Below are 13,428 nucleotides of genomic sequence, written 5' to 3' on the forward strand. Positions count from 1 at the left end.
TACTGGAGTCAATTCTCCGGATATCATCTGATATTTTTGTATCTTGTGCTAAGAAACACAAGCACACATAACACTCAATCCAATGGATAATTTTTTAGCAAGTAGCCTCAAGCAATTTCATGAATTCAAATCTTTGGGAGACAAGACCTTCGCTCAATTGAGTGATGAGCACTTGTTCTGGCAATTCAACCCATCCAGCAACAGTATTGCCCTCATTGTGAAACACCTCCATGGGAATATGCTTTCGCGTTGGACAGACTTTCTACATTCGGACGGTGAAAAAGAGGGAAGAGACCGCGATATGGAATTCGAAAATACCGAGATGAGCAGAGCGCAACTGATCACGTTGTGGAACGAAGGTTGGGATTGTTTATTTCAAGCACTTGAATCTTTAAATGAGCAAGACCTGACGAAAACAATCTTTATCCGCGGAGAAGGACATACCGTATTGGCGGCGATCCACCGCCAACTTGCCCACTACCCTTATCACGTCGGTCAGATCGTTTACATCGGAAAAATGTGCCAGGATGAGCAATGGTCCTCTTTATCCATTCCGAAAGGAAAATCTTCGGAATTTAATCAAGAAAAATTTGGTCAAAGCAAAAAAGTATAACTTGGAACTATTGGCTGTAGCTGCCCAATTGTTGATTGGGCACTCATCCGCCTAAATTTTTCAATTGCAATCGTATCCTACAAATCCGTTTAAAACGTTACATGGAAGGTGTTGTTTTGGGTATTCTTTAGCAAAGAATTGATTATATTTGTATGATCTACCATTACTAATTCCTTTACGAGTCAATCCAATGGAAATTAGCTTGTTTAGGGTTGTAAAACAAATAGCAAGCGCGGGGAGCTCATTGACCCACTTGAGCGTAGATAGGTAATTTATAATTATTTACAGATGAAACCATCATGATTTATTTAATCACATTGGGGATTGAATAACCGAGCAAAACGAGCTCATGAATACCGTTTAAAACATATACTCGATGAATAAATCTGATAGCTTCATCACAATTGAAAAACAAATTTATATCGATGAAAAATTCAATTAAGATCATCAACAATTACGAATATAAAAAGTTATTCTTACCTGATGTTTCTGAGCATAATCTATTTAACGAAAGTAAAATTCAGGTTTATCGAATTGAAAATTATCTCCGGAGCATTTTAATGCCCGTCATTCCTTATCGTACTACATTTAATTTTCTAATTTTCGTAACAAAAGGTTCCCTGACACAACACCTGGAATCAGCCTCCTATACACTGACTGAACACCAAGTCATCAATATCAAGCAAGGTAATATCACCGCAACGTTGGCGATCTCCGATGATGTGGAAGGTTTTTTTGTAGTTTACGAAAACGAAATTGTCACTGATATCGAACTTGGGATCAATGACATCAAATTTTTCAATTCACATCCCTTCACGACGTTAAAGCCACATGTCGCCAATTGGATTCAGCAAATGCTGATTCTTTTGGAGGAAGAGCTTTTTACCGAAGGTCGCGTGATGGAGGTATGTATCTCGATGATGCAGTGCATCTTATTGAAGGTCATCAAATCGGATATCGAAACCAAGGCACCGATGAGTAGACAACTAGATATTGCATTTCGCTTTCGTGAATATGTCCAAAAGTTCCATATCGACCATAAAAATGTATTGTTTTACGCCAATCTATTGCATATCTCGGAAAATTACCTAAACAAATGTGTGAAGGAGGCAACCAATAAACCGCCCAAGCAATGGATTACAGAAATCAGTATCCTGCATAGCCAGATCCTTTTGCAGGATGCCACGAGAGATATTGCGGGAATAGCTTTCGAGTTGAAGTTTCAATCGCCCTCCTATTTCACGAGGCTATTTAAAAAAATCACCGGGTATTCACCCAGTGATTATCGAAAACATAAGTTTATGGCAGACTAATGTTTATGGTAAGGCAGGTTCCAAATGAGGTCAACCGCCAGATAATGTACGCCAAAATCCACTTGATCATAGCCCTTGATCAAATCATTCATGTAACCTACATCCAGTCGTAGGGGCGTCTTTGGAATATCTGTCATGTAATAAAAGCCCAAACGTGTCTCCTTGTAACCAAAGCTCGACCAAGTATCCGGTTCATTTAGTTTACTGATCGCAAAAAGCCCCTCGGCACTCAGTGCCAGTTCCTGCTTATTTTTATCGGAGATTTTAAAATTCACCTGCGATTTCAGCCGGGTTCTAAACTGAAAATTCTCTTCAGCTTTGTGAAAGTCTGCTGTAAAAAATTTCCGAAACTCCTGCCGCAGCGTATTTTTCCATTTCCAGCGTTCATTCAATTTAACCGTATATGCATAACGTCCATACAACCTGAACTCTTGCTCAACTCCTTCATTGTGATAGGGTATCTTCTCGTCATATACATTTTGACGTCTATAGCTCAACGCATAACTATACTGCTGATTAGGGGCAAATTTGTGATAAACCTCATGGTTCAACACCCAGATCGCCTGTTTATGGAAAGGATTGGAATCATCGGGCGTACTTTTTGTTCCCAGACCGATATAAGTCAGCGCTTCCTTTGTTCCGGCACTGTCCAGCTTCCGTCTGAGTCCTAACACTGACCAAGAGGCCGTTTTGGCTTTCCCCAGCCCGGGTGGGCTTACCTGCCCATAAACGGTATTAATATGAATTCCCAAAAAAAGCACTATTGGGATTAGTTTTATGAAACGAAATTTCAACATAGATAAAGTTTAAGTAAAAAAAGACCATGCAGTCTAGGCCGTTGCCGAAAACTTGACCACCAGCCAATTGTCAAGCCGCTTAACAGGCTCTATTGCCCACATCGCAACCACAAAAGGAAAAGTTAAGGTAGCCCAACCGTTATGAATCAGGAAATGGTCGAAATAAGTAGCGATAACAACGGCGATCAATACATACACACCGTCTCTGACACGTTGGCCACTCAAAGCAATTCCACATAAAACTGCGTTAAAGCTAAAGATCCCATTATTGGTCATATCGGTTGATTCATGCCCATGATGCGAAATATAAACACTAATAATGACAGCTGCAGAGGCATATAACGCCGCGATTGGCTTACTGATAAAAACACCAATGAAAAAGATTAATCCCGCGACTAAGCTCCCCTGAAAAATAACCTGACCAAAGGCATGTCCCTCGATAAGGAAATCATCCATTTCCTCAATATCTACAAAATGTTCGGGAACCGTGCGTAAGGCCAATTCAGGAATACTCAGTACATATAACGCAATCCAAGTGATCATAATAAAAGGAAACGTAAATACAGGAATATTTTTCTTCAGTGCAAAGCCCATTAAAATCGTCGTCAATGCAGAACCGATGATCAAGGCAGCCCATACCCAGATATTGGCCTGAAAATAAAAGACCAGCGCAATCCCATATAATGTGGCATTAAATCCAAAGAGCCCATCATTGATATGGTCCTCATCAAATTTCATCAATTTCGCTGTTATTACCCCGATCAGATTTGCAAGGATCCCGGCAAATCCCATGAGTGCCGAGTCATAGATGATAGCCCCTATAAACAGTACACCAGTCCAGCTATTACCCTGTAACATAATCTGTCCAAATCCTTTAAAAAAAGCTTTAACAAAAGCTAGGATGTTATTTTTCATTCGAATAATTTGTTATTTAAAAATTGTATTCAGCCCCGTTATTTAATTCAGGAATAATTTTTCCCACAATGCACTTTGCATTTCTTTAAAAAGAAGATAAAGCTGCTCAGCACCATAGCCCAGTACCCGCACCATAAAACCATCATGCTGCAAGGCACTGATGCCAAAGGCAACATCCTTGGTTTCTCCATATTTCTCATAAAATGCTTCGATCCATTCATCCGGACTTAACCCGGCACTATTCAGATAGATCAGCGTTCCCTGATGTGTATATCCTTCCAGAATGCCCAGTCCCTGAATGGGCATACGGTCCGGTTGTAACAGCACATTATCTTTGACAACGAGTCGACCATTCACATAACATTCCGTCAGGTTCTGAAAATGATCGTACTGAAATTCCTCCCCCGACATTTTCCTTCCACAGGTCACGATTTCACTCAGTAGTAGATGGCAATTGGAAGCAAGATGGATAATGTTGTGACTCAAAAAATGAGAGGAATTTTGAGGTACTACGGGGTGAGGAACATAGGAAAACACGGAATCTTCGCCCAAAGTCACCTGCATTTTCTGCGAAGAATGCCCCTTCATGTGAAACAGACGCTGATAAGCCTGCGTCTGCAACTGTAATTTTGCTCCTGGCGCAATATCAATTTTGATCTGATGATCATCACCATCCAATAATCCCGGTGAGGAACTCATGATCATCAAATAAGCCGCATTGTCTTTTTGATATTGACCGACAGGGACAATGCGAAAAGGTTGAGTGACATAAGCATCCTTCATAAAGGATTTCCCTTCACGATGTGCTATTTTGACGGCTAAAGAACAAATCATAATTAACGAAGTAAATTAGGTTCTTCAATATCTTGAAGCAATGCATATTTCTTGATCCAGCCCACAATCTCTTCCAGACCGTCGCCAGTTTTCAAATTGGAGAACAAAAATGGAGCACCTTTGCGCATCATACGGGCATCATGTTCCATGACCTCCAAGCTCGCTCCCACATAAGGCGCCAAGTCTTTTTTATTGATCAATAACAGATCCGAACGTGTAATCGCCGGACCGCCTTTACGCGGCATTTTTTCACCTTCAGCGACATCAATGACGAAAATGGTGATATCTGCCAAATCAGGGCTATAGGTCGAAGTGAGATTGTCGCCCCCGCTTTCAATCAAAATAAGTTCCAGATCGGGAAACCGGCTGGCCAGTTCGTCTACCGCTTCCAGATTCATACTCGCATCTTCACGGATCGCGGTATGTGGGCAACCACCTGTTTCAACACCGATAATACGTTCGCGGGGTAATAAGCTATTTTTTGCCATATACTCTGCATCTTCTTTGGTGTAAATATCATTTGTAATAACCGCCAGATCTAACTCATCCCCCAGACGTCTGCTCAATCTTTCCAATAACGCTGTTTTGCCGGAACCCACAGGACCGCCTACACCGATCTTAACATATTTTCTATTTTCCATTTTATTTGATTTTAAGAGATATAAACCCTAGAATATAATCGTTCGTGTTGCATGCATCGGATATCAAATCCGATATTGCACAGCCCCACTAAATTTCTTTCAACGGCTAAAGTCTCGAGACAGAGCTCAAGTATATCATCGTGCAGCCCAAAAAGAACATCCTGGCCATCGAGTTGCCCGAGCGGCACGAGTTTCACGGCATTCGTCACCATGGTGATAGCTGCATTGTAGTAAAAGCCATGTAAGGCTTCTTCCAATGGAATTTCCAATAAAGAAGCCAGCATACCATACATCAAGCAATAGTGGCTATCGACTTCCTTTTTCTGAATCAATTTGCCCCAGGCAACAACAAAATCCTGTTGTTGATAACGGCTAAATATTTTGTAAATGCGTACGCCCAGTTTTTTACTGGCTTCCCGGATCTCTTTTGGACTCTTCAATGCAGTACACTCCTGATCCAAAGCGATCAATGCATTTAAATCCTCGGATGTGGTGGCCTCGTAAGCCAATTTCATCAGGGCAGCATCGTTATACTTTAGATTGTACCATAAATTATGGCGCACATAGTTGTCCGTAGTTGCTTTATCACAGACTAAACCCTGCTGCACATAGGTTTCCAGCCCATTTGAATGGGTAAATCCACCGATCGGTAGTGTTGGATCTGCAAGATGGAGCAACTTGCCCAGAAAAGTATTTTTCATTGACATAAATTATTTATTCATTATTTGTAGATGCGACCGTCGGCGCTGTCCCAGTATCCTCTTGTTCTTTAATGAACAGGGGAATATTTTTTGTCGAAAATTTCAACTTTTGGTGATGTTTCGGATCTACGTTTGCATGCAGTGGATTCAGCAGCTGATGCATACAGCATATAGGCTCAAATCCATTTTTGGCCAACCACTCATACATGGAGCGTTCGTAGGGCATCAGCAATTCATTTGCCTCTACGAATAGAGGCAAATGTTTGTTTCCGATTTCACTGCTGACAAAAGCAACCTCAAGGAAATCAATTGCCATAACTTTAATGACTTCACAAGGCCTGATGGTAACCACCACTATTTTTTCTTCATCTTCATACAAGATATCGCCGTCCTGCAAGCAGGAAGTATTGCCCAATAATTTTACAGCAATATCCATCCCCTCTGCTGTACGAAGACGTTGAATACGTTTGGTGGATTCATACCATTCAATCGACAGCAGATCATGACGCTTATAGGTCTGCTCGCGATTGATATTCCTTGTGATTTCTGTGATAATCATTTTCGTTCTTTAAAAAAATAGATTTTTTGACAATCCCAATCCCACAGTTGAGCCATTGATTCCTGTAATCACTTCGTGATCATTTGGAATAACAGCATCCTTGCCATGCTTCTTCTTGTAAGAGAGCTCCGCGACTTTTGCTTTCAAAGCCCAGCCTTTTCCCAGGTTAATACCCACCAACGGGTATACTCTGAAAAGGAAACCATTGTAGCTTCCATCCACCATGCCTCCGGATGCATTAACAACATGTTGGTCGCCCCAGATGTAATGTGCATCCACTTGACCGATCAACATAAAATGTTCCCCTAACGGCCAGGTGTTGCTGTAGAATGGACCAACTTCATGGGAATGATCTGTAAAGTCAAGCGCCTTCGTATAGGCGTTGTTGAATCCATAATTTATCCCCACATTCATGTTGTCATTAAAAAAATAGCCTACGCCCACTGGTGCCGCACTAAATTGGTGGCCAGCAGCGGTTTCATGGTAATTGAGCGAACCATATAGCATGATTCCGCCTTTTTGAGCAGAAGCTGATTGTATCGAAAAGCATGCTATTGCCAGACAACATCCCAAAAATGTTTTAAAATTTTTCATTGCTATATCGTTGTTTTTAAAGCCAATAAAACGATCATGAGCCTTACTTTACCCATTGATCATCAGCGCTATGTTTGGCTCATGACCGTTTTATTCATGTGTTTTTCATTTATAATGGCCTGATGCAAGATCAAGCCATCGTAGTCACCATTCAGCTTAAAACAAGAAATACAACTGTCCTAAAGAAACGGTATCAATCGGCTGTGAACGCAAAATTTCTCCATCCAGACTTACTTCATAGTTCTCCGGATTAACGATAATTTCGGGCGTAGCGTCGTTGTGGATCATATCTTTTTTGGAGATATTTCGACAGTTTTCTACAGGAAGTACCCCTTTTGCTAAGCCATATTCCTCTTTAATGCCGTTTTCGAATGAAATTTTGGAAACAAAGTTGAAACAGGTGTTATGAACAGCTTTTCCCAATCCGCCGAACATTGTACGTAAGATAATCGGTTGTGGTGTAGGAATGGATGCATTGGCATCCCCCATTTTGGATGCGATGATCATACCACCTTTGATAATCATTTCCGGTTTAGCACCAAACAAAGCTGGACGCCAGATAACCATATCCGCGATTTTACCCGGCTCGATAGAACCCACGTATTTCGAGATACCATGTGCAATCGCTGGGTTGATTGTATATTTTGCGACATAACGACGTGCGCGGAAGTTATCATTGTTTTTTCCTTCGTCTTCAGGTAGCGGCCCCACTTGTTTTCTCATTTTGTCCGCTGTCTGCCAAGTACGTGTGATAACCTCACCTACACGACCCATTGCCTGCGAATCTGAACTCATGATGCTGAATACACCACGATCTTGCAATACATCTTCAGCAGCGATTGTCTCCGGACGGATACGTGAATCGGCAAAAGCCACATCCTCAGGAATTTCCTTACTCAGGTGGTGACAAACCATCAACATATCCAAGTGCTCATCAATCGTATTTTTTGTAAATGGACGTGTCGGATTTGTGGAAGCTGGCAATACATTTGGATACATTGCCGATTTGATGATATCTGGAGCGTGACCACCACCGGCACCTTCCGTATGGAAGGTATGGATTACGCGACCGTTGATCGCCTGAATGGTATCTTCCAAGAAACCCGCTTCATTTAATGTATCGGTATGAATGGCAACCTGTACATCGTATTTATCAGCTACCGTTAATGCTCTATCAATTGTTGCGGGTGTTGCTCCCCAGTCTTCGTGAATTTTAACCCCCAAAGCTCCTGCTTCAATCTGTTCAACAATGGGTTGTTCAGTTCCCACATTTCCTTTTCCAAAGAAGCCAAAGTTCATCGGCAGATCTTCCACCGCTTGCATCATACGACGGATATTCCACTTTCCTGGTGTTACGGTGGTTGCATTTGTACCATCTGCTGGACCGGTACCACCGCCGATCATGGTGGTAATACCACTGTATAGGGCTGTTTCTACTTGCGTAGGGCTGATATAGTGAATATGGGTATCTATACCACCCGGTGTTAGGATATAGCCAGATCCGCCGTGCACTTCGGTAGATGCACCGATAATCATATTTGGCGTAATGTTATCCATGGTATCCGGATTTCCGGCACGGCCGACGCCGACAATCTTACCATCCTTGATACCGATATCACCTTTCACAATTCCCCAGTGGTCAATCACGATAGCGTCTGTGATCACCATGTCCAAGGTACCTTCATCACGTGTGTGAACCGAAGATTGACACATACCGTCACGGACGGTCTTACCACCGCCAAATTTTGCCTCATCGCCATAATAAGCATAATCCTTTTCGACTTCGATTATGATGTCTGTATCGCCTAAACGGATTTTATCGCCACTTGTCGGACCAAAGATGGCACTATAATTTACTTTGCTAACTTTTAAACTCATGATACTTTGTTTTTAAAGCCTTGTTCTTTCACTTTTTTCATTGCATTTTCTTTCGCGACTTCGGTTTCGGTATCACCGTTGACCAAGTCGTTGTGTCCGTAGATTCTTCTGGCACCTGCATAAGGAACCAATTCTACATCTTTGGATTCTCCCGGCTCAAAACGCACCGCTGTACTTGCAATAATATTCAATCGCTTGCCAAAAGCTTTTGCACGGTCAAATTCCATCATCTTGTTCACTTCAAAGAAGTGAAAATGTGAACCCACCTGAATTGGTCTATCTCCTGTGTTTGTTACGGTAATCGTCGTAACCTCTCTACCTTCATTACAGATGACATGGCCATCCGCTATAAAAAATTCTCCTGGAATCATAAATTCTATTTTTAACAATTATCGAATCGGATTATGAACGGTAACCAACTTGGTACCATCCGGAAAAGTCGCCTCAATCTGCACATCGTGAATCATTTCGGGTACACCTTCCATGACATCCTCTCGTGTCAATAATGTCGCGCCATACTGCATTAAATCAGCCACAGTACGGCCATCACGTGCAGCTTCCAGAAGCTCACTGCTGATCAATGCAATAGACTCCGGATAATTAAGTTTAAGTCCTCTAGCTCTACGTTTTTTCGCTAGTTCACCGGCAAGATGAAGCAATAGCTTCTCTGTCTCTCTAGGTAATAAATGCATATAAAATATTATTTAAATTGTTGTTATTTCAGTCGAAAACAAGTCAGTACAAGCCCTGACGATTTAAAAAAATCGTTCAAAAAAGCTGATAGACGAAGTCCATAGCAAATGTTTACGGCATAGCGTATCAGTTCTCAGCGTTGTAAGAAAAGGAAAGGATTATCCCTGAAATGGGATCTTTAAACTTTGGAAAAGAATGTATTTTGGTGGTAGGATCAATCGATCCATGTAAGGTGTTCTGTTATTCTGCATGTTGAGACATACAGGATAGCAAAATATAAAAAGACAAATGTACAATACGGTCCAACCGAGGAGCTTACTCCATTCATCTTTTAAGTCGACCTGTTCACTGACATCATAAAGGTCATGATCGTGTACAGCGGCAACTATATTCTCCCGTTCAGGTTGATCAGCACCTTTGTCAATTTGTTTATAGGTGCTGGACAAATCCAGATAGATACCCGAGGAATTATGAATTTTAAGCTGTTCAGAAATAGTCATTCCTTTCAGGAGCAGGACGCTCAAAAGAAAAACTATAAAAACTAAACTATGCCTAATCATTGTATTCACAATCCTATTATTTGTTGTCCAAATTTACAACCAAAGCAGGCCACTTCACTAGTACAAATCTTGAATTAAATAGTCTAAATTTGTCGAAAAACCTGCTTTGATTGCTTTTTTTAGCTAAAAGGAATAACCAATTGAAACCATAATGTTTCTTGGCGCCCCGGCGAAGGCACGTGTATAGTCAAATCCCCCTAAAAAATAGTATTTATCAAATACATTATTTAGGTTAAGCGCCATTTTCATGGCACCGATATGATAATAAGCGGCCGCATTAACTGTCGTATAAGAGGGCCATTGTCCCCAAAGGGCATTTCCTTCGCTATCCTTCCCAATGCTATTGTCCATGCGTTTGCTATCAACATAATAAACACCGGTACCAAAGCCAAGTCCTTTTAAGGAAGTATTGGAGAAGACATATTTTAACCAGGCACTGGCCATATTTTTAGGTGCTCCCGGTAGCGCCTGCCCGACTTCAGAAGCAACAGAAGAGGCCTTCACTTCGGTATGGTTAAACGTATAATTTGCCATCACCTGGAATTCTTTGGTCAGCTGTCCACGAACATCCAACTCAACTCCCCGCGACAATGCTTTGCCAGATTGTCTATACTCTGGTAATCCCGAGTCATTGATTGTCCCTGTCGCGATAAGCATATTTCTACGCTCGATCTGAAACAAGGAAAGATCCATTTGCAGCTGGTCCTTAAAAAAGCCCATTTTCAGCCCTGTTTCAATTTGAAAACTGCGTTCAGCCTCAAAAGCTTTGTCCGCACCATAGTCTTTATAGTTCTGGATAAAATTAGCGCCTACCGGTACAAAACCCCGCGAGTAGCTTGCGAAGTAATTAATCTGCTTGTTGATTCCATAAGTCAGACCAAAACGGGGCAACAAAGCATTTTGTGTAGCATGGAAGCGATTCTGTCCATCAATAGTTTCCGAAGAATAATGTTCATGCCTCAACCCCACAATTAATTTCAGACGATCCGCAATGCTGATCTGATCCTGTATGTATTTACCGGTCGTTTTATAGGGACTCAAAAAAGGATAAGCGACCTGTGTACGCCAGACATAGTTGGTCAGATCATGTGTGGTATAGGTCGGGTTGTTCATGTCAAAAGTCAATGGCACCACCTTGCCATCCACAGTTTGCTGTCTGGCTTCCCGTAACTGATTTTCTTTGTCACCACGATACTGTGCGAAGTCGATCCCCGCAACGATATGGTGGTCAATTTTATCCCCTAGCAGATCCCATTTAATATATCCAACGACGTTGTCGGTATAATCACGACCATGGCGGTCAAAGAAACGCATATTCATAATGGTATTATGGGGGGCATCCGCAAAAGTATTTAGCGTACGGTGCTCGTTGACATCTTCCTGATAGATGGATTTCATATAGCTCAAGTTCAGGCTCACATTTTCTGCCAGTCTTTGCGCCAATCGTCCACTAAATGAAAAAGTCTTCGAGTTATAGAAATCAGACGGCTGACTTAAAGTAAACGAACGTGGCAGGGCATAAAAGTTATTTTCCTTTATTCCCATTCCCCGATCCAGATAACCGTTGAATTGATTATAGACCATATCGATGTCTACGGTCGTCCCCGCAGCGGGCTTAAATGTAAATGAAGGCGCCAGCATCAACCGTTTTTGACGGTTCACATCACGAAAGGTTTTGGTATCTTCATAGCCTGCATTGAAACGATAGAGAATTCGTTTTGCACTATCCAAGGGACCGCCGAGATCTACTGTTGTGCGCATCGTTTCAAAACTTCCAGCAGCAAAACTGACATGACCTTTAAAATCTTCCAAAGGCTTTTTCGTCGTCATATTGATGGTACCACCGGGTACAATGTCGCCAAATAGCGAAGCTCCAGGGCCTTTCAGCACCTCAAGGTTTTCGAGATTGATGGTTAATGGGGAATTATAATAACTATTGCCGTAACCATAGCCCGAACGTAGACCGTTCACCAAACGGACTCCGGTTTCATAACCGCTTTTAAAACCACGGATCACCACATCATCATAAGATGAAGCCTCAGTGACACCCGCAAGGTCCTGCACCAGTGCTCCCGTTGTAAATGCTTGCTTATCTTCAATAAACTCCTTACTCAGTACAGCCACAGATTGTGGTAGATCTTTCAGCTTTCCAGCGAACTTACCACCCAACTCCATGTTGTTGGTCAAATAGGAATTATTACGACGGCCGGTAACCAATACTTCATCCAGGGTCCTCTTACCCTCTTCCATTATGAGTCGAATTCCTTTTTTCGGATTCCAGGTAGTCTCATCAATACGAAGAAGCTGTGATTTATAGCCGATCGCTTCGGCACGCAATTGTACCGGAAAGGTTGTCGCTGTAGCAAAAGCAAATTCGCCATTCGTGGCAGTACTTATCTTTTGTCCCTGGTTTTCAAGTGTCAAAGTCACTCCTGGAATTGGATTTCCGTTTTCATCCTGGATCTTCCCAAAAATCATAAAGCTCTGTTGGGCGTAAACAGCCACCGGTGTGACAGCACCTGCCAATAATGCGAAAGCGAGTGCTTTCATTGTGTTTTTCATCTGTATAAATTGTTCATTAGCTAGATGGCACATACCCTGTTTAAAACTCACCTACGATGATCTTATTGAAATAAGATGCTAAACAGGGACAGTTGCTCTGGAATTATTTTTTATCTTCTATTGCTGATTTATTTTATTTCTTGCATTCAGCGCGAATTCACTTCACAAAACTGAATAGCCTTATTTTGACAATTCCAGTTCCGCTGAACATATCAGTTTACTAGGCTGCCCCAGCAGTAGCTCCATGTGAATTGTCGGAAAGCCCGATTCATCGCAGAAATCTTTGAGATAGAATCCTTGTTTTAACCAGAATTCATGGGCTCCCGCTAAAAAAGGATGGGTGTGTAAGTACAATCTTTCGACCGCTTTTTCCTTGGCCACCTTTGTTAATTGGCGAAAAAGTGCTGTTCCAAGTCCGGAACGACGGTAATCGGGGTCGACAAAAAGCCGCGCGACCTCGACAGTCTTCCGGGCGTCCAAATCTAGATGCGGAAAACGATAGTCATAAGCGAGCATACCGATCACACCAACCAGTTTTCCGCTCTTGTCCCTTGCCTGTAGAAATGTTCCAGTTTGTCCATCCAGATACAGCTGTTTAAAGTCCTGCAAATCCCTGGGAATCTTTTGCGGGTCAAGCATGGGAAACAGCTGTTTCCGAAATTCAATAACATAAGGTAACACAGTTTCCATATCCTGAACAGTGACTGTACTTATCACGATATTTCTGTTTGAATCTGTCCTTTGCATGCCTATTTTATTCATACTATT

At 42.0% G+C, this 13,428-nt stretch carries 15 protein-coding genes; 2 read left to right on the top strand and 13 right to left on the bottom strand.

The window, feature by feature from the left end; genetic code table 11:
* Positions 1-82 precede the first annotated feature (82 nt).
* Together DCO56_RS03695 and DCO56_RS03700 are read left to right on the top strand one after the other, a co-directional pair.
* Positions 83-613 carry a DUF1572 family protein gene (locus tag DCO56_RS03695; protein WP_108632376.1) on the top strand — a complete coding sequence of 177 codons (531 nt, stop codon included), beginning with the start codon at positions 83-85 and terminating at the stop codon, positions 611-613.
* A 425-nt stretch (positions 614-1,038) separates the two neighbouring features.
* Complete coding sequence (locus DCO56_RS03700) at positions 1,039-1,926, top strand: helix-turn-helix domain-containing protein (protein WP_108632377.1); 888 nt, start codon at positions 1,039-1,041, stop codon at positions 1,924-1,926.
* On the opposite strand, the gene DCO56_RS03705 is transcribed toward DCO56_RS03700, so the two are convergent.
* The 13 genes from DCO56_RS03705 to DCO56_RS03765 all read right to left on the bottom strand — a co-directional run bounded on the left by DCO56_RS03705 (position 1,923) and on the right by DCO56_RS03765 (position 13,422).
* Positions 1,923-2,678, bottom strand: coding sequence for a DUF2490 domain-containing protein (locus DCO56_RS03705; protein ID WP_206531913.1), 756 nt, complete (start codon positions 2,676-2,678; stop codon positions 1,923-1,925). The two genes, DCO56_RS03700 and DCO56_RS03705, sit on opposite strands and share 4 nt — an antisense overlap.
* Before the next feature lie 78 nt (positions 2,679-2,756).
* Entirely contained in the window at positions 2,757-3,638 is an 882-nt protein-coding gene (locus DCO56_RS03710; RefSeq protein WP_108632379.1) for an urea transporter, read from the bottom strand.
* Between the two features lie 42 nt (positions 3,639-3,680).
* The gene (locus tag DCO56_RS03715) at positions 3,681-4,472 is read right to left on the bottom strand and encodes an urease accessory protein UreD (RefSeq protein ID WP_108632380.1); all 792 of its coding nucleotides are present in this window, start codon (positions 4,470-4,472) and stop codon (positions 3,681-3,683) included.
* A gap of 2 nt (positions 4,473-4,474) precedes the next feature.
* On the bottom strand, positions 4,475-5,113 hold the full coding sequence (ureG, locus tag DCO56_RS03720) for an urease accessory protein UreG (RefSeq protein WP_108632381.1): 639 nt from the start codon (positions 5,111-5,113) through the stop codon (positions 4,475-4,477).
* Between the two features lie 11 nt (positions 5,114-5,124).
* On the bottom strand, positions 5,125-5,814 hold the full coding sequence (locus DCO56_RS03725) for an urease accessory protein UreF (protein ID WP_108632382.1): 690 nt from the start codon (positions 5,812-5,814) through the stop codon (positions 5,125-5,127).
* Positions 5,815-5,827: 13 nt separating this feature from the next.
* Positions 5,828-6,373 carry an urease accessory protein UreE gene (locus DCO56_RS03730; RefSeq protein ID WP_108632383.1) on the bottom strand — a complete coding sequence of 182 codons (546 nt, stop codon included), beginning with the start codon at positions 6,371-6,373 and terminating at the stop codon, positions 5,828-5,830.
* Between the two features lie 9 nt (positions 6,374-6,382).
* Positions 6,383-6,967, bottom strand: coding sequence for a hypothetical protein (locus tag DCO56_RS03735; protein WP_108632384.1), 585 nt, complete (start codon positions 6,965-6,967; stop codon positions 6,383-6,385).
* 156 nt (positions 6,968-7,123) lie between these two features.
* Complete coding sequence (gene ureC / locus DCO56_RS03740) at positions 7,124-8,845, bottom strand: urease subunit alpha (protein WP_108632385.1); 1,722 nt, start codon at positions 8,843-8,845, stop codon at positions 7,124-7,126.
* The gene (ureB, locus tag DCO56_RS29690) at positions 8,842-9,216 is read right to left on the bottom strand and encodes an urease subunit beta (protein ID WP_077435610.1); all 375 of its coding nucleotides are present in this window, start codon (positions 9,214-9,216) and stop codon (positions 8,842-8,844) included. The genes ureC and ureB overlap by 4 nt, the downstream gene beginning before the upstream one ends.
* Positions 9,217-9,234: 18 nt before the next feature.
* Entirely contained in the window at positions 9,235-9,537 is a 303-nt protein-coding gene (gene ureA, locus DCO56_RS29695) for an urease subunit gamma (protein WP_077435612.1), read from the bottom strand.
* 159 nt (positions 9,538-9,696) lie between these two features.
* Entirely contained in the window at positions 9,697-10,107 is a 411-nt protein-coding gene (locus tag DCO56_RS03755) for a hypothetical protein (protein WP_146190969.1), read from the bottom strand.
* A 114-nt stretch (positions 10,108-10,221) separates the two neighbouring features.
* Entirely contained in the window at positions 10,222-12,660 is a 2,439-nt protein-coding gene (locus DCO56_RS03760) for a TonB-dependent receptor (RefSeq protein ID WP_219929296.1), read from the bottom strand.
* A 180-nt stretch (positions 12,661-12,840) separates the two neighbouring features.
* Positions 12,841-13,422 (bottom strand): GNAT family N-acetyltransferase, encoded by a 582-nt coding sequence (locus DCO56_RS03765; RefSeq protein ID WP_245935768.1) that lies wholly within the window; start codon positions 13,420-13,422, stop codon positions 12,841-12,843.
* Positions 13,423-13,428: the final 6 nt, after the last annotated feature.

The sequence above is a fragment of the Sphingobacterium athyrii genome (assembly GCF_003071065.1).
Classification (GTDB): Bacteria; Bacteroidota; Bacteroidia; order Sphingobacteriales; family Sphingobacteriaceae; genus Sphingobacterium; species Sphingobacterium athyrii.

Coding starts and splice junctions, on each gene's coding strand:
- DCO56_RS03695 (WP_108632376.1), top strand. CDS start 83: ATGGATAATTTTTTAGCAAGTAGCCTCAAGCAATTTCATGAATTCAAA.
- DCO56_RS03700 (WP_108632377.1), top strand. CDS start 1,039: ATGAAAAATTCAATTAAGATCATCAACAATTACGAATATAAAAAGTTA.
- DCO56_RS03710 (WP_108632379.1), bottom strand. CDS start 3,638: ATGAAAAATAACATCCTAGCTTTTGTTAAAGCTTTTTTTAAAGGATTT.
- DCO56_RS03715 (WP_108632380.1), bottom strand. CDS start 4,472: ATGATTTGTTCTTTAGCCGTCAAAATAGCACATCGTGAAGGGAAATCC.
- ureG (WP_108632381.1), bottom strand. CDS start 5,113: ATGGAAAATAGAAAATATGTTAAGATCGGTGTAGGCGGTCCTGTGGGT.
- DCO56_RS03725 (WP_108632382.1), bottom strand. CDS start 5,814: ATGAAAAATACTTTTCTGGGCAAGTTGCTCCATCTTGCAGATCCAACA.
- DCO56_RS03730 (WP_108632383.1), bottom strand. CDS start 6,373: ATGATTATCACAGAAATCACAAGGAATATCAATCGCGAGCAGACCTAT.
- DCO56_RS03735 (WP_108632384.1), bottom strand. CDS start 6,967: ATGAAAAATTTTAAAACATTTTTGGGATGTTGTCTGGCAATAGCATGC.
- ureC (WP_108632385.1), bottom strand. CDS start 8,845: ATGAGTTTAAAAGTTAGCAAAGTAAATTATAGTGCCATCTTTGGTCCG.
- ureB (WP_077435610.1), bottom strand. CDS start 9,216: ATGATTCCAGGAGAATTTTTTATAGCGGATGGCCATGTCATCTGTAAT.
- ureA (WP_077435612.1), bottom strand. CDS start 9,537: ATGCATTTATTACCTAGAGAGACAGAGAAGCTATTGCTTCATCTTGCC.
- DCO56_RS03760 (WP_219929296.1), bottom strand. CDS start 12,660: ATGAAAAACACAATGAAAGCACTCGCTTTCGCATTATTGGCAGGTGCT.
- DCO56_RS03765 (WP_245935768.1), bottom strand. CDS start 13,422: ATGAATAAAATAGGCATGCAAAGGACAGATTCAAACAGAAATATCGTG.